This is a genomic window from Streptomyces sp. NBC_01788, assembly GCF_035917575.1.
Lineage (GTDB): Bacteria > Actinomycetota > Actinomycetes > Streptomycetales > Streptomycetaceae > Streptomyces.
Window position 1 is genome coordinate 595,286 of the sequence record NZ_CP109090.1, and the last position, 21,374, is coordinate 616,659.

Here is a 21,374-nt window from a genome sequence, read left to right on the forward strand (position 1 = left end):
GCCGGGCCGTGGCGGCGGAGAACGCGGCGCAGCGGTCACATACGAAACCGGTGGAACACGGAGTGGACCCACCCCGCACCGCCGGGGAGGGAAGCACCGCGGGCGCGGAGTACGGGGCGGGTCACGTGCGCACGCCGTCGCCGGGGTGGGCGCCACACGCGCGCGAAGGCCTCGCCGGGCCGTCGCCGACGGCGCCGGCCGTTCCCGGACAGGTGGCGCGCGGCGGGGCGCAGGCCGCGCCCGAGGTCGTGCTGGTGCCGGACGCGGCGGTGCCGCTCGACGCGGTGCCGCGGCTGCTCGTCTCGCACGGATGCTGGTACCCCTCCGTCGACCCCGACGGGCGGAACGTCGCGTTCATCTGCGACCGGGGCGGGGTGCCCCAGTTGTGGGCGGGCCCGGTCGACGGGGACGACGTGCATCTGCTGGACACCGAGCCGGATCCGGTGACCGAGGTCGCCTGGTCGCCCGACGGCCGGTGGATCGCGTACACCACCGCTCCGGGCGGCAGCGAGCACACGCGCGTGTTGTGCGTACGCCCCGACGGCACCGGGCGGCGGGTCCTGGCGGGCGGCGAGCCGGGGAGTTCGGCGTACCTCGGCTGCTGGACGCGCGACGGCTCGGCGCTCGCCGTGACGGTCGCCGAGGCCCCCACGTACTTTCCGGCCCCGGCCGGGGCCGAGGCCGGCGCGGGCGCCGTCTCCGCCGGCGTACTCGTCTCCGGCGCCGCAACGACGGTCCACCCGGAAGGCTGGACCGCGCGCGACGGCCGCGCCACCCTCCTGGGCGCCCCGGCCCGGCCCGGGCCGCCGACGACTCGCGTCACCGGAGTCGACTCGGTCTCCGCCGCCGACGGCAGCACGGCCCCGGCCGAACCCACGCCCCGGACCCTGTCGGCGTACCTGGTCGATCCGGACGGCTCGGCCGCCCCCGCACTGGTCGCGAGCGAGCCGGACGCCGCCACCCTGCGCGTGTGCGACATCAGCAGGGACGGGCGGCTGGCGCTGGTGCGCCGGGGACCGCGGGCCCGGCGGGAGGCCTTGGTGGTGCGCACCCGGGATCTGCGGGTGACCTGCGCGCTGCCCGTGGCCGACGGTGACCCGTGGATCGGCGCGTTCGCGCCGGACGCCCGTACGGTGTGGCTGCGCAGCGACCACGACCGTGAGCACGCCGCCCTGTACGCGGTCGCCCTCGACCGGCGGGGACGGCGCCTCGGCCTGACGGTGGCCGCCCAACGCGACGGGAGCGGCCTCGAGTTGCTGGCCGTGGACCGCGACGGCCGCGGCGCCGTGCTGGCCTGGAACGCGCGCGGGGTCAGCGAGCTGGAGGTGGTCCCGCTGGTCCCGGTGCCCGGGACGGCCCTCGGGCCGTCCCGCGCCGTACCGCTCCCGCACGAGGTCGTCACCCGTGTGGCCGTCACCGCGGACCCGGACGCGCCCGTCGTGGCACTGTCGGGATCGCTGCGCCGGCCGGGGGTCTGGTGGCTCCCGCAGGGCGCCGCGCTGCGCACCCCGTGGTCCTCGCGCGACGAGGACGTCGTCGCCCCCGGCGTCCACCGTCCCGTACGGCCGGTGCCGGTGCGTCCCGTCGCCCGGGACGGACTGGGCCTCGGCGGCTGGTACTACCGCGCACCGGGCCGCTCGCCGCAGGAGCCCGCGCCCTGCGTCCTGCATCTGCACGGCGGCCCGGAGGAGCAGGAGCGCCCGGTGTTCGACCCGCTCTACCACGAGTTGCTGGGCCGGGGACTGGACGTGTTCGCCCCCGACGTGCGCGGCTCGTCCGGTTACGGCCGTTCCTTCGTCGACGCGGATCTGGGCAGAGGCAGGTTCGCCGCGATCGAGGACGTCGCCGACTGCGCGGCGCACATCCTCCTGGAGGGCCTGGCCGACCCGCTCCGGCTGGCCGTGATGGGCCACTCCTACGGCGGCTATCTGACGATGGCGTCCCTCGTGTGGCATCCGGAGCTGTTCCGCACCGGCGTCCCGGTCTGCGGGATGTCGGACCTCACGACGTTCTTCGCGGGCACCGAGCCGTGGCTGGCCCAGTCGGCCGCGCACAAGTACGGGCATCCGGAACGCGACCGTGAGCTGCTGCGCGCGCTGTCTCCGATGAGCCGCGTCGACGCGCTGCGCGTGCCGGTCCTGGCCGTGCACGGTGAACACGACACCAACGTGCCGCCGGGCGAGTCCGAGCAGTTCGTACGAGCGGCCCGGGAACGCGGGGTGGAGGCGGAACTCCTCGTCCTGCGCGACGACGGCCACGACTTCCGGCGCGCGGACAACCGCCGCGCCTTCCGCAGGACCGCCGCCGACTGGATCCAGCGTCACCTGTCCGGTTGAACCGGGACGTTTCGGCGTACGGTGACCGCGGCAACCCCTCTTCCTCGGGGCCTTGAGTCACGGTAGCGGGGAGTGAGATGCGATGTGGAAGCGCGGTAGGCGCGTACGGCGGCCCGGCGAACCCCTGCCGCTGGAGCTGTGCGACCTGTGCGGCGCGACCTTCCCGCAGGACGATGCCGTACGCGGTTGGGTTCCCGACTCCTCCTGCGTCCATCCCACCAACGACTGGTTCGACGGCATGCGCCGCGTCACCGCGTGCGGTGACGCGCACTTCGCGGCCGTCCAGGACGAGTACCGGCACCGTGACTTCGTGCCGGAGGAGCTGTGGGCCGCGAAGATCGTCCGTGCTTTCGGCGTCGGCACCCAGGTCACCACGCTGGAGGAGCTCGGCCGCCGTACGGGGCTGCACGAGCCGGAGATCCGCCGCGCCGTCGCGTGGCACAACGCACACCGGCGCCGGCAGACGCCACCCTGAGCGCGTGACGGCAGGGACGTCAGGGACGGCCACCGTGGTCACGTCGAATCGAACACCGTACGTCGCGCTGCGGGCCGGTGCTCCGGTCGGCGGTGTCCTGCGGGCACGGTTTTGGGCGCGCGCGGTCCGGGCACCCGTGCCAGGCTCGAAATGAGCACCGTAGTGCGGGCTTCACGCGGCGGCAGAAAGGCGGGCACGGCGTGGCGGTGGCTGACGGGCACGCATCGACCCGGCCGCCCGCGCACGCCGAGCGGATGGTCGGCGCGGTCGACGAGCGATCGCCCTGCCCGCTGAGCTGAGCGAGGAGGTCCGGACATGACCGACGGCAACACGACGGCGCTGAACGCGGCGGGCGGCGACCCGTCGGAAGCACGAAACCTGTTGTTCGGGCCGCTGCCGAACGTGGCGCAGGCGTCCGGATACGCCGACGCCCCGCCCCGGATGGGCTTCTTCACCGACACCTCCGTGTGCATCGGCTGCAAGGCCTGCGAGGTGGCGTGCAAGGAGTGGAACGCCGTGCCGGAGGACGGCCTCGAACTGACCGGCATGTCCTACGACAACACCCAGGGGCTCGGAGCCAGCACCTGGCGGCACGTCGCCTTCATCGAGCAGCGCAGGCCGCTGGGCGGCGGTCGGGAACCGGAGGCGGGCGGCGGCGGTTTCGACGCGTTCGAGGCGGCCCGGCAGCTCGGTTCCACGCCCTCCACCGCGCCGGACTCGGCCCCGGCGGGCGCGCCGGCCGACGCGATCTCCCCGGTGTCGCCCGAAGGGCGGACCGAGCTGCGCTGGCTGATGTCGTCCGACGTGTGCAAGCACTGCACCCACGCGGCCTGCCTCGACGTGTGTCCCACCGGTGCGCTGTTCCGCACCGAGTTCGGGACCGTCGTGGTCCAGGAGGACGTGTGCAACGGCTGCGGCTACTGCGTGCCCGCATGCCCGTACGGGGTCATCGACCAGCGCAAGGAGGACGGCCGGGTCTGGAAGTGCACCCTGTGCTACGACCGGCTCGGCGTCGGCATGGAACCGGCCTGCGCCAAGTCGTGCCCCACCGACTCCATCCAGTTCGGCCCGCTGGACGAGCTGCGTGAACGGGCGGCCACGCGCGTGGCGCAGCTCCACTCAGCCGGTGTCACCGACGCCCGGCTGTACGGGGAGAGCCCGGACGACGGGGTGGGCGGCGACGGCGCGTTCTTCCTGCTGCTCGACGAGCCCGAGGTGTACGGCCTGCCGCCCGACCCGGTGGTCACCACCCGGGATCTGCCCTCGATGTGGAAGCACGCGGCGACGGCGGCCGTGTCGCTCGCGGCTCTGGGCGTCGCCGCTTTCGCCAGGAGGCCGCGATGAGCGAGTCCGACGTCACCCGTGAGGGTGTGAAGGGGGCGCGGCCCGGCCGGGACGCCCCGGCCGACGACGCGGCCGGGCACGGGCGGCACCGGCGTCGCCGCGGACGCGGCGAGCAGTCGATGGTCCCGGAGGCCCGGTTCTCCTCCTACTACGGAAAACCGGTCCTGAAGAGGCCGACCTGGAAGTCCGTCGACATCGCCGGCTACCTCTACCTCGGCGGCCTCGCCGGGGGATCGTCGCTGCTGGCGGCGGGGGCGCAGGCCACGGGGCGGCCGGCGCTGGCCCGGACGGCGAAGCTGGGCGCGGCGGGCGCGATCTCCGCCTCGCTGGTCGCGCTCGTGCACGACCTCGGGCGGCCCGCCCGTTTCGTCAACATGCTGCGCGTCTTCAAGCCCACCTCGCCGATGAGCGTGGGCTCCTGGCTGCTGGCCGGGTACGCGCCGCTGACGGTGGTCGCCGCGGCCACCGATGTCGCCCGCCGCTACCGCCTGCTGGGCGCCGGTGCGACGGCGGGTGCCGCCGTGCTGGGTCCGGCGGTCGCCACGTACACCGCCGTACTGATCTCCGACACGGCGGTGCCCTCGTGGCACGAGGGCTACCGGGAGATGCCCTTCGTGTTCGCCGGTTCCGGCGCCAGTGCGGCCGCCGGGCTGGCGCTGGCCTTCGTGCCGGGGGAGCAGGCGGGACCCGCGCACCGTTTGGCGCTGCTGGCGGCCGGACTGGAGATGGGCGCCTTCCAGCTGATGAAGCGCCGGATGGGCCTGGCGGCCGAGCCGTTCGGGCAGGGCGATGCCGGGCGTCTGCTGCGGGCGGCGGAGCTGCTCACGGCGGGCGGCACCGCGCTGGCGGCGGTCGCGGGGCGGCGCCGGGGTGGCCGCGCTCTGGCCGTGGCGGCCGGGCTGGCCCTGCTGTCCGGCTCCGCCGCGCTCAGGTTCGGCGTGTTCCACGCGGGCGTGGCCTCGGCGGAGGACCCCAAGTACACGGTCGTACCGCAACGGGAGCGCCTCCGGACCGCCGGCACGGACTGACGGCACGGACTGACGGCACGGACTGACGGCACGGCACGCGGTGCGCTGTTTCACGCCGTACGGACCGGGTACTTCCGTGCGGCGACCGGACCGGAAGGAGACCAGGCCCATGCCCAGCCGCAGTCAGGTGCAGCGCCTGCTGGCGGACGGTCTCGACTACGAGGAGGCCGGACACCGGCTGGGGGTGCCCGCCGGTCAGGCCTTCCTGATCGTCACGGGGTTGCCCGCCGACGGCGGCGGCACCCTCACCGCCGCCGAGCAGCACCGGGCCGGTATGCCCCAGGAGTCCACCCAGCACCTCGCCGACCCGCCCGCCGAGAACCCCACCGGCAAGGACGGGACGCGACGGTGGCTGCGGCGGAGGGCCGTCACCGACCGCTGGATGCGACAGGCCGCCGAACAGTGGGACGCCCGTCCGAAGGGCGACCGCGCACCCGGTGACGTGCACGAGCTGACAGCCGTGCTGACCCGTGACCACGACCGTGTCACCCACCTGCTGAAGCAGTTGAAGGCGCTTCCTGGAATGACGAAGGGCGGCACCGGGCCCGACCTGGCACGCCGGGAATCCCTGGTCGCTCTGATCGCACAGGCGCTGGAGAGCCACGAACCGGCCGAACAGCGCCATCTGTGGCCGGCCGTGCGCGACGCGCTCGACACCGGTGACCGGCTGGCCGACCGGGCGGTCGAGCAGGAAACCGAGGGCATGAGCACGCTGACGGCCCTCCGGGGCGCCTCCCCGGACAGCGAGGAGTTCGACGAGCTGGCCGAACGGCTGGAGAGCCAGGTGCGCCGGCATGTGGCGTTCGAGGATGCCGTCTTCACCCTGCTGCGGGAGAATCTTCCGCAGGAGGACCGCGAGCGCCTGGGGGCCGAGGTCGTCGAGGCCTGGCAGAGCGCGCCGACCGTGCCGCACCCGCACGGACGGCAGGACTGACGGCACCGAGCAGCAGTACCGGAAGGGATCCCTCTCATGGGTGTACGCACATGGATCGACTCCTGGCCGGTCTACCGCCAGCTCAAGGGCACGGACCCGCTGGGCCGCGGGGCGGCCGCCAAGAGCGGGCCCAGCGCACGGCTCACTCCGCGGGTCGCCTCCGCCGACCGGGTGGTGAAGTCGATCTGTCCGTACTGCGCCGTCGGCTGCGGCCAGAACGTCTACGTCGAGGACGAGCGGGTCACACAGATCGAGGGCGACCCGGACTCCCCCATCTCCCGCGGCAGGCTGTGCCCCAAGGGCGCGGCCAGTCTTCAGCTCACCACGGGCAGTGCCCGTGAGCACTACGTCCTCTACCGGCGCCCGCACGGCACCCGATGGGAGCGGCTCGACCTCGACACGGCGATGGACATGATCGCCGACCGGGTGATCGAGGCCCGTCGCGCCGGCTGGCAGTGGGAGGCCGACGACACCCGCACCCGGCGCACGATGGGCATCGCAAGCCTGGGCGGGGCGACGCTGGACAACGAGGAGAACTATCTGATCAAGAAGCTCTTCACGGCGCTGGGCGCGATCCAGATCGAGAACCAGGCCCGTGTTTGACACTCCTCCACCGTTCCCAGTCTGGGAACCTCGTTCGGCCGCGGCGGCGCGACCAACTTCCAGCAGGACCTGCAGAACTCGGACTGCATCGTCATCCAGGGCTCGAACATGGCCGAGTGCCATCCGGTCGGGTTCCAGTGGGTGATGGAGGCGAAGGCCCGTGGCGCGAAGCTGGTCCACGTCGACCCGCGGTTCACCCGCACCAGCGCGCTGGCCGACGTGCACGTGCCGCTGCGCGCCGGCTCGGACATCGCCTTCCTCGGCGCGATCATCAACTACGTCCTGAGCAACGACAAGTACTTCCGCGACTACGTCGTGGCCTACACCAACGGGCCCGTGCTGCTGCGCGAGGACTTCCAGGACACCGAGGACCTCGACGGCGTGTTCTCCGGCCTCGATCCCGACGGCGGCACGTACGACAGCACGAGCTGGCAGTACGAGGGCATGGAGATGCAGGCGGCTTCCGGCAAGCGCGACCTGGAGTACGAGAAGCGCACGGGCCGGCGCAGCCTGGTGAGCGAGTCGGCACGTGGTGAGGCCCACGGTTCGGGCGGCGCGGACATCGGCGAGGGCCACCCCGAGCGCGACGAGACGATGACCCACCCGCGGTGTGTGTTCCAGGTGCTCAAGCGGCACTACGCCCGCTACACCCCGGAGATGGTCGAGCGGATCTGCGGGGTGCCGCAGGACCTGTTCCGCCAGGTGTGCGAGCTCGTGACCGAGAACTCCGGGCGCGAGCGGACCACCGCGTTCGCGTACGCGGTGGGCTGGACCCAGCACACCGTGGGGGTGCAGTACATCCGCGCCGCCGCCGTGCTGCAGACCCTGCTCGGCAACATCGGCCGGCCGGGCGGCGGCATCATGGCCCTGCGCGGGCACGCCTCCATCCAGGGGTCGACGGACATCCCCACCCTGTTCGACCTGCTGCCCGGCTACATCCCGATGCCGCACGCCCATCTGAACGACGACCTGGACTCCTTCGTCCAGGGCGAGGCGGCGCGCAACGGCTACTGGGGCAACATGCGTTCCTACCTGGTGAGCCTGCTCAAGGCGTACTGGGGTGAGGCGGCGACGCCCGACAACGAGTTCTGCTTCGACTACCTGCCGCGGCTCACGGGCTCCCATTCCACCTACGAGACGGTGATGGCCCAGATGGAAGGCGTCTGCAAGGGCTACTTCCTGCTGGGAGAGAACCCCGCGGTGGGCTCCGCCAACGCAAAGATGCAGCGGCTGGGCATGGCCAACCTGGACTGGCTGGTGGTTCGCGACTTCTCCCTCATCGAGTCGGCCACCTGGTGGAAGGACGGCCCGGAGATCGAGAGCGGGGAGATGCGCACGGAGGACATCCGCACCGAGGTGTTCTTCCTGCCGGCCGCCGCGCACACCGAGAAGGACGGCAGTTTCACCAACACGCAGCGGCTGCTGCAGTGGCACCACCAGGCCGTCGAACCGCCCGGCGAGGCGCGCAGCGACCTGTGGTTCACCTTCCACCTCGGCCGCATCATCCGGCGCAAGCTCGCCGGTTCGGCCGACCCGATGGACCGGCCGGTGCTCGACCTGACCTGGGACTATCCCACGAAGGGCGAGACCGCCGAGCCCGAGGCGGAGGCCGTGCTCGCCGAGATCAACGGGTTCGACGCCGAGGGCCGGCCGCTGGCGTCCTACGAGCAGCTGACCCCGGACGGTTCCACCGCGTGCGGCTGCTGGATCTACTGCGGTGTGTACGCCGACGGCGTCAACCAGGCCGCGCGCCGCAAGCCGGGCAAGGAACAGAACTGGGTCGCCAACCAGTGGGGCTGGGCGTGGCCCGCCAACCGCCGGATCCTGTACAACCGGGCCTCGGCCGACCCCGACGGCAAACCGTGGAGCGAGCGCAAGGCGCTGGTGTGGTGGGACGAGGACGAGGCGCAGTGGACCGGCCACGACATCGCCGACTTCGCCAAGGAGAAGTCGCCGCACCACCGGCCGCCGCCGGACGCGACCGGCCCCCAGGCCCTGTCGGGCATCGACCCCTTCGTGATGCAGGCCGACGGCAAGGCCTGGCTGTACGCGCCGTCCGGGCTCACGGACGGGCCGCTGCCGACGCACTACGAGCCGCAGGAGTCGCCGTTCCCGAACCTCCTGTACGGGCAGCAGCGCAATCCGGCGCGGTACGTGACGCGGTCGCTTCCGGACAACCGCTACGAACCCAGTGCCGGCGAGCCGGGTTCGGAGGTGTTCCCGTTCGTGGCCACCACCTACCGGCTCACCGAGCACCACACGGCGGGCGGCATGTCCCGCTGGCTGCCCTATCTGGCGGAGCTGCAACCGGAGTTCTTCTGCGAGGTGTCGCCGGAACTGGCCGCCGAGCGCGGTCTGGAGCACACCGGCTGGGCGACGATCGTCAGTGCCCGGGCCGTCATCGAGGCACGGGTGCTGGTCACCGACCGGGTGCCGCCGCTGACCGTGCACGGCCGCACCCTGCACCAGGTGGGCCTGCCCTACCACTGGGGCCCGAACGGCTACAGCACCGGCGACGCCGCCAACGAACTGCTCCACCTCTCCCTCGACCCCAACGTCCACATCCAGGAGGCCAAGGCGTTCGGCGTCGACATCCGCCCGGGCCGCCGCCCGAGGGGACCGGCCGCGGTGGAACTGGTCCGCTCCTACCAGGCGCGGGCGGGCATCGACGAGCACACCGGAACCCAGCCCTGACCGGCGCATCGTGCGGGGCTCACCTCAGGACGACGGAGTGGGCCCCGCGCGGGACGAGTTCACCGATCACCGGAAAGCCGGGGACCTCCCCGGCGATCAGGAGGCCGCCGGAGGTCTGGGCGTCCGCCAGCAGGAGGCGGGTGCCGGCGTCGGCGCCGCCGAAGTCGGTGAACGGCTCCACCCAGGCCAGGTTGCGCCGTGTGCCGCCGCTGACGTAGCCGTCGCGTACGGCCTCGCGGGCGCCGTCCAGGTAGGGCACGGCGGCGGTGTCGATCACCGCCGTCACGTCCGAGGCGCGGGCGAGTTTGTGCAGATGGCCCAGGAGGCCGAAGCCCGTCACATCGGTGGCGCAGGAGGCCCCGGCGGCCAGGGCGGCGGCGCAGGCGTCCCGGTTGAGGGCCACCATGGTGGCCACGGCCTGCTCGAACCGCTCGCCGGTGGCCTTGTGGCGGTTGTTCAGTACGCCGAGGCCGAGCGGTTTGGTCAGGGTCAGGGGCAGACCCGGCCGGCCGGCGTCGTTGCGCAGCAGCCGGGCGGGATCGGCCAGGCCGGTGACGGCCATGCCGTACTTGGGTTCGGGGTCGTCGACGCTGTGCCCGCCGCCCACATGGCAGCCGGCCTCGGCGGCGACCTCGAGACCGCCGCGCAGCACCTCGCGGGCCAGCTCGAAGGGCAGCACGTCCCGCGGCCAGGCCAGCAGGTTGACCGCGAGGACGGGGCGGCCGCCCATCGCGTACACGTCCGACAGGGCGTTGGCCGCGGCGATGCGTCCCCAGTCGTAGGGGTCGTCGACGACGGGGGTGAAGAAGTCGGCGGTGGACACCACCGCCTGCGTGGCGCCGCCCCCCGCAGGCAGCGCCACGACGGCCGCGTCGTCCCCGGTGGCCAGCCCGACGAGCAGCGGGGTGTCCCCGGTGTCCGGCAGCACCGTGGCCAGCCCGCCGAGCACGTCCTCCAGCTCACCCGGCGGAATCTTGCAGGCACAGCCGCCACCATGGGCGAACTGGGTGAGCCGTACGGGGGTTTCATGGGTGGCGGTCACGCTGTGCTCCTGTCTCCTGCCTCGATGATCCGGCGCTCTCCCGGTCCCGGCGGACCGGTCGGTGCGCCCGCGCCGTCCGCGCCGGCCTTCCGGTAGCGTGGCCGCCGGTGGAGGCGTGTGGGTGCCTGGTGGCCCTCCCGGTCTTCAAAACCGAGGTGTCCGAGGATCTCGGACAGGCAGGTTCGATTCCTGTCCGCCTCCGCTCTTCTCCATGTCCGCTCGGCAGCGTCTGTGCTGGGCGTCGACTCGTTCCGTGTGGCCGTGGGTGTCGAGGTACTCCAGCAGGGGCACGGCGACTCTGCGGGTGGTGTCGAGGGCCTTGCGGGCCTCGCTGAGCGTGAAGGGCTGGGGCAGGCGGCGGAGTGCCGCGGTGGCCTCGGCGTCCGCTCCGGGGAGCAGAACGATTCCCTCGCCGACCCGCAGCAGGACGCCGGCGGAGACCGCTGCGGCCAGGGCCTTGCGGTCGAGGCCCAGTGCGGTGAGGCGGTCGGCCTCGGGGGCACGGAACGGGGCCTGCTCCAGTTCGCGCCGTACCGCGTCGACGGCGGCGCGCACCGGCGGCGGCAGGGTGGGTCCGGCGCTGTCGGCCCGGTACAGGCGTCCCTCGCGGCGCAGCAGGCGCGGCTCGCCCGGTGTCGCGGCGAGGGCGTCCACCAGCGCCCGGTCGGGCAGGTCCAGCAGGTGCCGGGCCGCTTCGGCCGGCAGCCCCGGTTCCATGGGACGCAGGCGTGCGTGCTCCTCGACCGCCGCGGCCAGCCGCTCGCGCAGCCGGGCCCAGTGGGCCTCGTCGGCCAGCCAGTCCCCGGTGACCGGTTCGGCGGGCGGGGGGATGCCCATGGCCAGCAGGTGGGAGCGGCGGACGAGTCCGCGGCGCCGCAGCTCCGCAGCCCCGTCGGGACGGCCCGTCATGGCGGACAGTACGGCGGCCCTGGCCCGCCCGGCGCCCCGCCGGGTCAGGTCCGGCGGGCACACGTCGAGCACGGTCACCCCGCAGGGGCTGTGCCCGCCGCCGGGTTCACGCAGGACGGCCCGGTCCCCGACGCGCAGGGGCAGAGGGGGACGCAGGGTCAGCCGGGCGCTGTCGTCGCCAAGGGGGCGGACGTTCACCGCGACGGCCGCCGTGCCGATGTGCAGGGTGATGTTCCGGGGCAGGTCGCCGGCCGGCTCGCCGGTGACGCGGACGTCGATCCGGTCGGTGAACAGCCAGCGGTCGGGCGCCAACAGCACTTTCCCCCGCCGCAGTTGTCCCGCGAGCGGGCCGTGCACGTTGACCGCGACCCGCGCCACCCCGCTGACGGCCCTCCGGTCCTGTCGCAGGCACTGGAGTCCGCGCACCCTCAGCGGTTGCGCGCCGGCGCCGCTCACCATCCGGTCCCCGACGCGCAGGGTGCCCGCGCCGAGCGTGCCGGTCACGACGGTGCCGTGGCCGCGCACGGTGAAGGCGCGGTCCAGCCACAGCCGTACGTCCGCGTCGGCGGGCGGTACGGGCAGCGCGCGGGCCATCAGGGCCAGTTCGGCGCGCAGTTCGTCCAGTCCGGCGCCGGTCACCGCGCTCACCGCGACGGACGGCACGGTCCCGAGCGAGGTCCGGGCCAGCCGCTTGACGGCCTCGGCGCGCACCGGCTCGGGGTCGGCCAGGTCGCTGCGGGTCACGGCGAGCACGGCGTGCCGCACACCGAGGGCGTCGAGGATCGCGAGGTGCTCCTCGGACTGCGGCTGCCAGCCCTGGTCGGCGGCGACCACGAACAGCACGGCGGGCACGGGTCCGACCCCGGCCAGCATGGTGGCCACGAACCGCTCGTGGCCCGGTACGTCCACGAAGGCGAGGCGTTCGCCCCCGGCGTCCGGCGGCGTCCACACGAAGCCGAGGTCGAGGGTGAGTCCCCGGCGCCGCTCCTCCTCGTAGCGGTCGGGTTCCATCCCGGTCAGGGCCCGCACCAGGGCGGACTTGCCGTGATCGACATGCCCGGCGGTGGCCAGCACTCGCATGGCCTCGTACCTACCTTTCCGCCGCCGACCGCACGGCTCCGGTGAGGCGTTCGTCGTCGGCGGGCGGCACCGCGCGCAGGTCCAGCAGGCACCGTCCGGCCTCCAGGCGCCCCACCACGGGGATCTCCCCGGTGCGCAGGACGGCGGCGTACGACTCCGGCAGGGACAGCGCGGCGCTGGGCAGCGTCACGCCCGGCGCCCCGCCGCCGCCGACGGTGGCGGTCCCGGCGACGGCCCGGACGTCCTCGACCCCGGCGGCGCCCAGCTCGGCGGCGAGGCGTTCGGCCCGCCGCATGAGTGCGGCCTCGTCGGCGGTCAGGAACTCCGCCGTCGGGGTCCGCGGGCCCGTCAGGGTCGCCTCCAGCGCGGCCAGGGTGAGCTTGTCCACCCGCAGGGCGCGGGCCAGGGGGTGCCGGGTGAGGACGCGCAGGAGTTCCGCGTCGCCGAGGAGCAGCCCGCACTGGGGGCCGCCGAGCAGTTTGTCGCCGCTCGCCGTCACCATTGCCGCGCCGGACCTCAACTGGGTCTCGGCGTCGGGCTCCTCGGGCAGCAGCGGATGCGGGGCGAGCAGTCCGGAGCCGATGTCGGCCACCACCGGCACGCCCAGCGCCGACAGATCGCGGATCCCGGCGGCCCGGGTGAAGCCCGTGATACGGAAGTTGGAGGGGTGGACCTTGAGGACGAACGCCGTGTCGGGGCTGATCGCGTCGGCGTAGTCCCGGACGGTCGTACGGTTCGTGGTGCCGACCTCGCGGAGCCGGGCCCCGGTGGAGACCAGGAGGTCCGGCAGCCGGAAGCCGTCCCCGATCTCCACCATCTCGCCTCGGCTGACGACGATCTCCCGGCCCGCGGCGAGCGCGGTGGCGGCGAGGACGAGCGCGGCGGCGCCGTTGTTGACGACGTGGGCCGCGGCGGCGGACGGCACCCGGCCGCGCAGCGCCTCCAGGGCGGTACGGCCCCGGCGGGCCCGGACGCCGGTGCTCAGGTCGAGTTCGACGTCCGTGGGTCCGGCGGCGTCCTGGACCGCCTGCCGGGCCGCCGAGGACAGCGACGCACGGCCGAGGTTGGTGTGCAGCAGGACTCCGGTCGCGTTGATCACCGGGCGCAGCCCGCCGGCCGACCGCGGCAGCAGCGCCACGGCAGTGTCCGCCACCTGTTCGGGGTCGATGGCGCCCTGGCGCGCCCGCTCCTGTGCTTGCCGGACCGCGGCCTTCACCGGGCCCGGTCCGAGCCGCGCCGCCGCGTCCGCCAGGCGCGCGTCCCGCAGGACGGCGTCCGTACGGGGAATCCGCCGCCGGGCATCGCCCACGGCACGGCCGTGACCGGTCGGGTCGTGGCCGGTCGAGCCGTGACCGGTCGGGGCGGCGCCGCGCGCGTCCGTACCGGTCTCCTGGCCCGCTCGCTCTCCCGTGACCTGCTGCTCCACCTGGCCTCTCCGTCCGCAGACCGACCTCGCGGGTGTCAATGCCCGCCCATGGTCCCCCAGTGCCCGCGGCCGTCCGCATGACACGCCGTACGCCAGGTCGGGCTTCCGCGCATGCGCCGTCGGGCCGCGCCTCCGGGCGGCCGTTCGGGTACCCGGCCGCGACCGGACGACGCATCCGCCTCACCCCTGTCCGTCATGGGGCCGCACGCCGCGGCATGTTGAGGGGATGGCCCGGAGCGTGGCGGTCAGCCGCCTGTGTGGTCGGTGCGCAGCCGTACCTGCTCCTCCAGGCGGCGCAGGCTGCCGTCGAGGGCGTCGCAGGCGGCCCGCTCGCCCGGATCGTGGCGGTCGTCGAAGAACGACAGATGGACGGTCACCTCGCTGGCCCCGCTGCCGATGCCGGCGACCTGGAGCCAGCCCGCGTAGCCGCCCTGCTCCCGGGTGCCCCACTCGATCCGCATCTGGTCGCGTTCGGCGCGCAGCTGGGCGGCGGTGTCCCGGTCCGTCTGGTCCTCGTGCACCGTGACGGCGGGGGCTGCTCCGCGTGCACGTGCAGTTCACCGGGCAGCCAGGCGTCGAACCGGCCGATGTCGGCGGCCTGGTCGAAGACGTGCTCGGGCAGAGCGGGCATCGTGCGTGAACGTTCGTACTCGGCCATGACGGCACCGTTCCTCCGCTCGGGGGTCGTGTCACGGACGCGTGCCCCTTCTGCCGCGGCCGAAAAGCGCCTGCGGAGGAAACGGAAGCGGGACGTCAGGGCGGGGCGGGCCACAGTGCGCGCACCACCGCCCAGGTGACGGAGACGAACGGGACGGCCACCACGGCGCCGACCACGCCCGCGACGATGCCGCCCGCGATGACGGAGACGCCGACGACGAGCGGGTGCAGGCGCACCGCCCAGCTCATGACCACCGGGTGCAGCACATGTCCTTCGAGCTGGCCGATGACGACGATGAGGGCGAGCACGGCCAGCGCGATGAGCGGGCCACGCGCCGCGAGGGCGACCACCGTGGCCACGGCCAGCGCGACCGGCGAGCCCACGAGCGGCACGAACGTGGCGAAGAACACCAGCAGCGTCAGCGGCAGCGCGAGCGGTACGCGCAGCACCGACAGGGCGATTCCGACGAGGACGGCGTTGGTGGCCGCCACGATGATGATGCCGCGTGTGTACCCGGCGAACGTCCGCCAGGCTGCGTACCCGGCCCGGTCCCACACCGGCCGGGCCCGGCTGGGCAGGAGCTGGTCGCGCGCCCACCGCCAGAGCTTCTCGCCGGAGTGGATGAAGAAGACGGAGGAGAAGACCGCGAGGGCGGCGCCGGTGACCAGTTCGACGAGCCTGCCGAAGCCGCTGAGCGCGCTGCTGAGGAGCCCGGCGCGGTGGGCGGACAGGTAGGCCAGGACCTGCTTCTGCAGGTCGGCCAGTTTGCCCCGGCTGAGCCGGAACGGCGGGCGCTGGAGCCACTCCTCGATCCTGTGGATGCCGCCGCCGAACTCACCCGCGAGCTTCGCCGACTCCCCCGCCACCGTGTGGCCGATGAACGCCAGCAGGGCGAACAGGAACAGGATGCTGCCCACCAGGGCGACGGCGACGCAGAGTGCCCGGGGCAGGAAGCGGTTCAGCAGGTCGGTGAGGGGGCGCAGGATCGTGGTGATGACCAGGCCGAGGAACAGGGCCACGGCGATGAGCTGGAAGCGGCCGAGAACGGTGAAGACGCCGTAGACGGCGATGCCGACGAGGATGAGGCGCCAGGCGTAGGCGGCGGCGACCCGCAGCCAGGGGACGGTGCCCTCGTCCTTCCGGGCCGCCGGGGCGGTCCGGGCGTGCGGCGGGAGGCGTACGGAGTGCGCCGGGCGGCTGCCGGGCGTCCGGCCGGCCGGCCGGCGCCCGCGGCCCGGCCCGCCCGCCGGAGCGCCCGCAGCAGCCACCGCGCCTCCCCTTCGTCCGGGGCCCTCTTGAACCTCTTGAGCATCCTGAGCCCTCTTGAGCACCGTAAGGTCCGGCCGGGCGGGGGCCGGGGTGCAGTTCGGCCGGGTGGGCGGTCATCGGGGGCATCAGAGGGAACGGGTGCCCGTACGGCGCACGGTGCCGCGCGGGTGCGCCGGGGCGGTCCGGCCCGTCAGGGCGTCGTCTCCTCCAGCAGTTCGGGGCCGTTGTTGCGCACGTTGTTGACGGCCGGGGAGACGGGCCGGGCGCCGAGCCTGCCGCCCGCCGGAGGACTCAGCAGCGCCCGCAGTTCGCCGGCGTCGCGATGGCGGGGGTCGAGCCAGGCGTCGTAGTGGTCCGGGGTGAGGGCCAGCGGCATCCGGGGGTGGACGCGGCCGGCCTCGTCGGTGGCCTCGGTGGTGATGACGGTGCACGTGGTCAGCCAGGCGGCGGGGTCGTCGTCCCGCGCCACGTGCGGGTCGCGCCAGTACGCGTACAGGCCGGCGAGCGCCATCAGCTCACCGTCCTCGGGACTGATGTAGTACGGCTGCTTGCGGGTCCTGCCGGTGTCCGGGGACTTGATCTGCTGCCATTCGTAGAAGCCGTCGGCGGGCAGCAGGCAGCGGTGCCTGACGAAGGCGCGGCGGAAGGCCGGCTTCTCGTGCACGGTCTCCACTCGGGCGTTGATCATCCGGGCGCCGGCCCTCACGTCCTTCGCCCAGGACGGGACCAGCCCCCAGCGCAGCGGCCGCAGCTCCCTGCGGACGGCGGCCGGGGTGCGGTCCTCGCGCGGGGCCCGTTCGAGAACGGCCCACACCTCGTCGGTCGGGGCGACGTTCCAGTTCGGCGCGAGCGCCTCCTCAGGGCGCCACTCGGTGACCCGGAAGTGCCGGACGAGGTCCTGCGGACCTCGGGTGGAGACGTAGCGACCGCACATGGGGCCAGGGTGCCACGGTGGCGCTGCGGGGAGCGGGAGCGCCTCACGCCCGCCGGTGGGGTCAGCCCTCCGGGGCCGGCAGGGTCACCTCGAAGCGGCAGCCGCCCGGGATGTTGCGTACGGCAGCCCGGCCGTGGTGCGCCTCGACGATGCCGCGGACGATGGCCAGGCCCAGGCCGGCTCCCGCGGGCGGTGTGCGGGAGTGGGTGCCGCGCCAGCCGGTGTCGAAGACGCGCGCGAGGTCCGCCTCGGGGATGCCGCCGCAGCCGTCCTCGACGGACAGCACGACACCGCCGGACGCGCGTGCGGCGGCGACCGCGACCGTGCCGTCGGCGGGGGTGCGGCGGATCGCGTTGACCAGCAGATTGCCCAGCACGCGGTTCATCTCCTCCGCGTCCACCTCGACCGGCGCCGGCTCGACGTGGCCGGCCACGAGACGGACGCCGAGTTCCTTCGCCAGCGGATCCGCCCCGGCGAGCGCGTCGTCGACCAGGTCGTACACGGAGATCCGGGAGCGGGTGAGGGCGAGGGAGCCGGCGTGGATGCGGGACAGCTCGAACAGGTCGCCCACCATGGCGTCGAGGTGCTCCACCTCGGCGCGGATCTGCCGCAGGTAGCGGTCCGGGTCGGCGGCCACCCCGTCCTCCAGCGCCTCGGACATGGCACGCAGTCCGGCGAGCGGGGTGCGCAGGTCGTGGGAGATCCAGGCGACGAGTTCCCGGCGGGAGGACTCCAGGGCGCGCTCCCGCTCCCGGGACTCGGCGAGCCGGGCACTGGTGGCCGCCAACTCGCGGCTCAGATACTCCAGTTCGGCGGTCGCCGGGCCGTGGGGCGCGGCGAAGTCGCCACCGTCGCCGAGCGCGCGGGCGGCTCGGGCGAGCTCGCGGCTGCGGGCCACGACCCAGCGGCCCAGGAGCAGCGCGGTGGCCAGGGACACCACCGCCGCCATCGCCACGACGGTGGTGACGACGGACAGGTCGTGCGCGGACAGGAACATCGCCTGGGCCACGGCCAGGGTGCCGGCCAGCATCGCGCCCACCGCCACGGCGGCGACCACGGCGAGGGAGGCCGTCAGCGAGCGCCGCCGGATCAGCCGCAGCGCGCCCGCCCCGGCCAGTCCGGCCACGGCGGCGCCGAGGAAGGCGTACAGGGCGATGAACAGGGGCTCGCGCACCGTCAACTCCCCTCGTGTCCGGTGGGGTCGAAGCGGTAGCCGACGCCCCACACGGTCTGGATGAGGCGGGGCCGGGCCGGGTCGTCCTCGACCTTGCCGCGCAGCCGCCGGACGTGGACGGTGACCGTGGACAGGTCGCCGAAGTCCCAACCCCACACCTCCCGCATCAGGTCCTCGCGGCTGAACACTCTGCCGGGGTGGCGCATGAAGAAGGCGAGCAGGTCGAACTCGCGGAGGGTGAGAGCGAGTTCGGCGCCGTTCCTGGTGGCGCGGCGGCCTGCCGGGTCCATGGCGAGTCCGGCGGCGGCGAGCGGCGGCGGCACGGTCGCGGGCCGGGTGCGCCGCAGCACCGACTCCACCCGCAGGACGAGTTCGCGGGGGCTGAACGGCTTGGTGACGTAGTCGTCGGCGCCGACCTCGAGGCCCAGGACGCGGTCCTCCTCGTCACCGCGGGCCGTGAGCATGATGACCGGCACCGGGCCCCGCCCGCGTATCCGGCGGCACACCTCCAGGCCGTCCATGCCGGGCAGCATCAGGTCGAGTACGACCAGGTCCGGCCAGTGGGCGGCGGCCCGGGCGAGCGCGGTCGGCCCGTCCCCGGCATGGTCGACGACGTGGCCCGCGCGGTCCAGGTAGCCGGAGACGATCTCGGCGACCGTGGCGTCGTCCTCGACGACCAGCACCCGCGCCGCCCCGGCCGGCCTCCGCCCGCCGGACCCGGCGTCCCTGGATTCGTACGACTCCTGCATGCCTCCAGCCTGGCACCACGCCTGCCCCCGCGCCGCCCACCAGGGGGCCCTCCCCGGCCTCCGGCGTCCGGACGTGAGGCAGCTCACGGGAAGGTCACGAATACGTATCGGACATTCCACACTTCAATCTTCACACCGGGTACACATGTTCGCTAAGTTGACGAGCAGGCCGCACGATTGCCTCCGGCGAGTCGCGTCGGATCGTGCGACCTCCGCCGAGTCCGGTACGCCCCCGCAGCGACCGGAGCCGGGGAACCGACCAACCTCGGGGTGAAGCGGTCCAACTGTCCCTCGGGACAAGGGCCGCGGGGCACGCCTTCCACAGAACGTCCGCCCGATGCCGAGAGCAGAACCGGTAGGCGGCCCATGGGAGGGGTGCGTCCTTCTTGACGCCGGAACGACCGAGCGACGACAGGCCGAGCCGCGCCGAGGTCCAGCAGCGGATCAGCAGCCTGTACGACCAGGCGGAGAACGCCACGGGGAACTTCAACGCCACGCGCGCGATGAGCAACAGCGCTCGTACGCGGCGGGGTTCGGCTGCCTGGGGCGGTTCCGGGGGCTCCGATCCGGCGGTGGACCGGATGGCCCGGAAGTGGTTCGACGTGGGGCGTGCCCAGTTGGGTCCGACCAGGCCGGCGGTCCTGCCGCCGGACCGTATGCCGAAACCGGCCGACTCCCCTGCCGCGGCGCCGGGCAGGCGTCCGGCGGATGTCCGCGAGGGACTGGCGCTCGACGCGGGCAGGGCACCCCGGCCCGAGCTGCCCGCCGGCCCGGTGGCCTCGGCCCCCGAACTGCCGGCCGCGGCACGGGCCACCCCGGAGTTGCCCGCCGCCTTGCCCGTAGCGGAACTGACCGCCCGCCCCATGCAACCGCCACCGCCCACCGGCACGACGGCACCGACGCCCACCACCGGCACCATGGGCGCGCTCCCCAACGGGGCCATGCAGCCCCCCACCGGCACCATGGGCGCGCTTCCCGACGGCATGCAGCCGGGCACCGGCACCATGGGTGCGCTCTCCAACCGCTCCATGCAGCCGCCCGCCACCGGCATCATGAACTCGCTGCCGAACGCAACCATCGGCACGCCCCCCGCAGGAACCATGGACGCCGCGACGACCGGCACCATGGCAGTACTCCCCAACGGGGCCATGCAGCCCCCCACCGGCACCATGGGCGTGCTCCCCGACGGCACCATGCAGCCGGCCACCGGCACCATGAGTGCACTCACCAACCGCACCATGCAGCCGCCCGCCACCGGCACCATGAACTCGCTGCCGAACGCAACCATCGGCACGCCCCCCGCAGGAACCATGGACGCCGCGACGACCGGCACCATGGCAGTACTCCCCAACGGGGCCATGCAGCCCCCCACCGGAACCATGGGCGTGCTCCCCGACGGCACCATGAGTGCACTCACCAACCGCACCATGCAGCCACCCCCGAACAGCAGCCTGGGCCCGCTCCCGAGCGCAACCGACGGCGCGCCCGCCACAGGAACCATGGGAGTGCTCCCCGACCCCGCCATGCAGCCGCCGCCCACCGACACCATGGGCTCGCTGCCGGGCGCGCCCACAGGGACACTCCCGCCGACAGGCATGGAAGCGCCGTCGACCGGCACCATGGGAGTGCTTCCCAACGGCGCCATGCAGCCCCCCACCGGCGCCATGGGGGCACTGCCCAACAGCGCCATGCAGCCACCGCCCACCGGCAGCCTGGGCCCGCTCCCGAACGGAACCGTCGAAGCTCCGACCACCGGCACGATGGGGGTGCTCCCCAACCGCGCCACGCAGCCGCCGCTCACCGGAGCCATGCAGGCTCCTCTGGCCGGCACCATGCAGGCGGCGCCGTCCGTCGGCGGCCTGGACTCGCTCTCCGGTGGGGCCGTGGAGGCTGCCACTGGGAGCCTGGGTGTCACGGCCCCGCCCGCCGGCCCCGTTGCGTCGTTTGCGGGTGGGGCCGGGCCGGGGCGTCGTTGGCAAGGCGCCGCGATGCAGCGGCCCGTCAAGGAGCGGATGCGGAGCAAGCTCGCCCAGGCCGGCGAGATGCTGGCCCGGCACGCCGCGCAGCAGAGCGCGCCGCCGCCCGTCGCTCCCGGAGCGCCCGTGGAGCCCGCGCCTCGGCCGGAGGCGGCGCAGTGGCAGCAGCACGCCACGGGACTCTTCGACACGACCCCGCCGCTGGACGGGAACTCACTCTTCGACGCCAGCCAGGCGGGAGTCCCGGGCTCCCCGGGAGCGGCGGGCGAGGCCGGAGCCGCCCCCGGCCCCGCGACCGGCCCCGCGACCGGCCCCGCCGTAGCCGAGAGCCCGGCCTCGGCCTACGAGCGGAAGGCTGCCAAGGCGCTGGCCTTCGCCCGCGCGCAGATCGGCAAGCCGTGCGTGTGGGGAGCCACCGGTCCGGGCTCCTACGACTGCTCGAGCCTCGCCCAGGCCGCCTGGCGGGCCGCGGACGTGGCCCTGCCCCGTACCACCCACGAACAGGTCGGCTCCGGCGCGGCTATCGAGCTCGCCGCACTGGAACCGGGGGACCTGATCTTCTTCTACGGCGAGGTCAGCCACGTGGGGCTGTACGCGGGCAACGGCACCATGATCCACGCCCCGAGTCCGGGCGCGTCGATACGCGAGGAGTCGATCTTCTTCGCGGGCCCGCAGGCCATCCACAGCGCGATACGGCCGGCCTGAGCCGACACGGGCGGGGAGGCCCGGGTGATCGCCACGGC

General features: G+C 74.0%; 13 protein-coding genes, 1 tRNA gene and 2 pseudogenes. 8 read left to right on the forward strand and 8 right to left on the reverse strand.

Annotated elements, in window-relative coordinates; genetic code table 11:
• Positions 1-62: 62 nt before the first annotated feature.
• The 6 genes from OIE49_RS02900 (at position 63) to fdh (ending at position 9,414) form a co-directional block, all read left to right on the forward strand.
• Positions 63-2,336, forward strand: a complete 2,274-nt coding sequence (locus OIE49_RS02900; RefSeq protein WP_442812201.1) for a S9 family peptidase — start codon at positions 63-65, stop codon at positions 2,334-2,336.
• Positions 2,337-2,418: 82 nt separating this feature from the next.
• Positions 2,419-2,811, forward strand: a complete 393-nt coding sequence (locus OIE49_RS02905) for a hypothetical protein (RefSeq protein ID WP_326800916.1) — start codon at positions 2,419-2,421, stop codon at positions 2,809-2,811.
• Between the two features lie 315 nt (positions 2,812-3,126).
• Complete coding sequence (locus OIE49_RS02910) at positions 3,127-4,155, forward strand: 4Fe-4S dicluster domain-containing protein (RefSeq protein WP_326800917.1); 1,029 nt, start codon at positions 3,127-3,129, stop codon at positions 4,153-4,155.
• Complete coding sequence (gene nrfD / locus OIE49_RS02915) at positions 4,152-5,183, forward strand: NrfD/PsrC family molybdoenzyme membrane anchor subunit (RefSeq protein ID WP_326800918.1); 1,032 nt, start codon at positions 4,152-4,154, stop codon at positions 5,181-5,183. Before OIE49_RS02910 ends, nrfD begins: the two co-directional genes overlap by 4 nt.
• Positions 5,184-5,292: 109 nt before the next feature.
• A complete protein-coding gene (locus OIE49_RS02920) occupies positions 5,293-6,117 on the forward strand; it encodes a hemerythrin domain-containing protein (protein WP_326800919.1) in 825 nt (274 codons plus the stop codon).
• Between the two features lie 36 nt (positions 6,118-6,153).
• Entirely contained in the window at positions 6,154-9,414 is a 3,261-nt protein-coding gene (fdh, locus tag OIE49_RS02925) for a formate dehydrogenase (RefSeq protein WP_326800920.1), read from the forward strand.
• Between the two features lie 19 nt (positions 9,415-9,433).
• On the opposite strand, the gene selD is transcribed toward fdh, so the two are convergent.
• The gene (gene selD / locus OIE49_RS02930) at positions 9,434-10,456 is read right to left on the reverse strand and encodes a selenide, water dikinase SelD (protein ID WP_326800921.1); all 1,023 of its coding nucleotides are present in this window, start codon (positions 10,454-10,456) and stop codon (positions 9,434-9,436) included.
• A gap of 109 nt (positions 10,457-10,565) precedes the next feature.
• Between selD and OIE49_RS02935 the strand changes: the two genes are divergently transcribed.
• Positions 10,566-10,658 (forward strand) — tRNA-Sec (locus tag OIE49_RS02935).
• Positions 10,659-10,744: 86 nt separating this feature from the next.
• On the opposite strand, the pseudogene OIE49_RS02940 reads toward OIE49_RS02935, so the two are convergent.
• The 7 genes and pseudogenes from OIE49_RS02940 to OIE49_RS02970 all read right to left on the reverse strand — a co-directional run.
• Positions 10,745-12,445, reverse strand: a pseudogene (locus OIE49_RS02940) (GTP-binding protein); the annotation flags it as partial.
• 10 nt (positions 12,446-12,455) lie between these two features.
• On the reverse strand, positions 12,456-13,754 hold the full coding sequence (gene selA / locus OIE49_RS02945; RefSeq protein WP_326806125.1) for an L-seryl-tRNA(Sec) selenium transferase: 1,299 nt from the start codon (positions 13,752-13,754) through the stop codon (positions 12,456-12,458).
• A gap of 362 nt (positions 13,755-14,116) precedes the next feature.
• Positions 14,117-14,529: pseudogene (locus tag OIE49_RS02950) on the reverse strand (SRPBCC family protein).
• 95 nt (positions 14,530-14,624) lie between these two features.
• Positions 14,625-15,797, reverse strand: coding sequence for an AI-2E family transporter (locus OIE49_RS02955; protein WP_326800922.1), 1,173 nt, complete (start codon positions 15,795-15,797; stop codon positions 14,625-14,627).
• Between the two features lie 191 nt (positions 15,798-15,988).
• Positions 15,989-16,732, reverse strand: a complete 744-nt coding sequence (locus OIE49_RS02960) for an SOS response-associated peptidase (RefSeq protein ID WP_326800923.1) — start codon at positions 16,730-16,732, stop codon at positions 15,989-15,991.
• 61 nt (positions 16,733-16,793) lie between these two features.
• Positions 16,794-17,906 (reverse strand): sensor histidine kinase, encoded by a 1,113-nt coding sequence (locus OIE49_RS02965; protein ID WP_326800924.1) that lies wholly within the window; start codon positions 17,904-17,906, stop codon positions 16,794-16,796.
• Between the two features lie 2 nt (positions 17,907-17,908).
• Positions 17,909-18,655, reverse strand: coding sequence for a response regulator transcription factor (locus OIE49_RS02970; RefSeq protein ID WP_326800925.1), 747 nt, complete (start codon positions 18,653-18,655; stop codon positions 17,909-17,911).
• A 386-nt stretch (positions 18,656-19,041) separates the two neighbouring features.
• On the opposite strand from OIE49_RS02970, the gene OIE49_RS02975 reads away from it, so the two are divergent.
• A complete protein-coding gene (locus OIE49_RS02975; protein ID WP_326800926.1) occupies positions 19,042-21,336 on the forward strand; it encodes a C40 family peptidase in 2,295 nt (764 codons plus the stop codon).
• The last annotated feature ends 38 nt before the right edge of the window (positions 21,337-21,374 follow it).

Coding starts and splice junctions, on each gene's coding strand:
- OIE49_RS02905 (WP_326800916.1), top strand. CDS start 2,419: ATGTGGAAGCGCGGTAGGCGCGTACGGCGGCCCGGCGAACCCCTGCCG.
- OIE49_RS02910 (WP_326800917.1), top strand. CDS start 3,127: ATGACCGACGGCAACACGACGGCGCTGAACGCGGCGGGCGGCGACCCG.
- nrfD (WP_326800918.1), top strand. CDS start 4,152: ATGAGCGAGTCCGACGTCACCCGTGAGGGTGTGAAGGGGGCGCGGCCC.
- OIE49_RS02920 (WP_326800919.1), top strand. CDS start 5,293: ATGCCCAGCCGCAGTCAGGTGCAGCGCCTGCTGGCGGACGGTCTCGAC.
- OIE49_RS02960 (WP_326800923.1), bottom strand. CDS start 16,732: ATGTGCGGTCGCTACGTCTCCACCCGAGGTCCGCAGGACCTCGTCCGG.
- OIE49_RS02970 (WP_326800925.1), bottom strand. CDS start 18,655: ATGCAGGAGTCGTACGAATCCAGGGACGCCGGGTCCGGCGGGCGGAGG.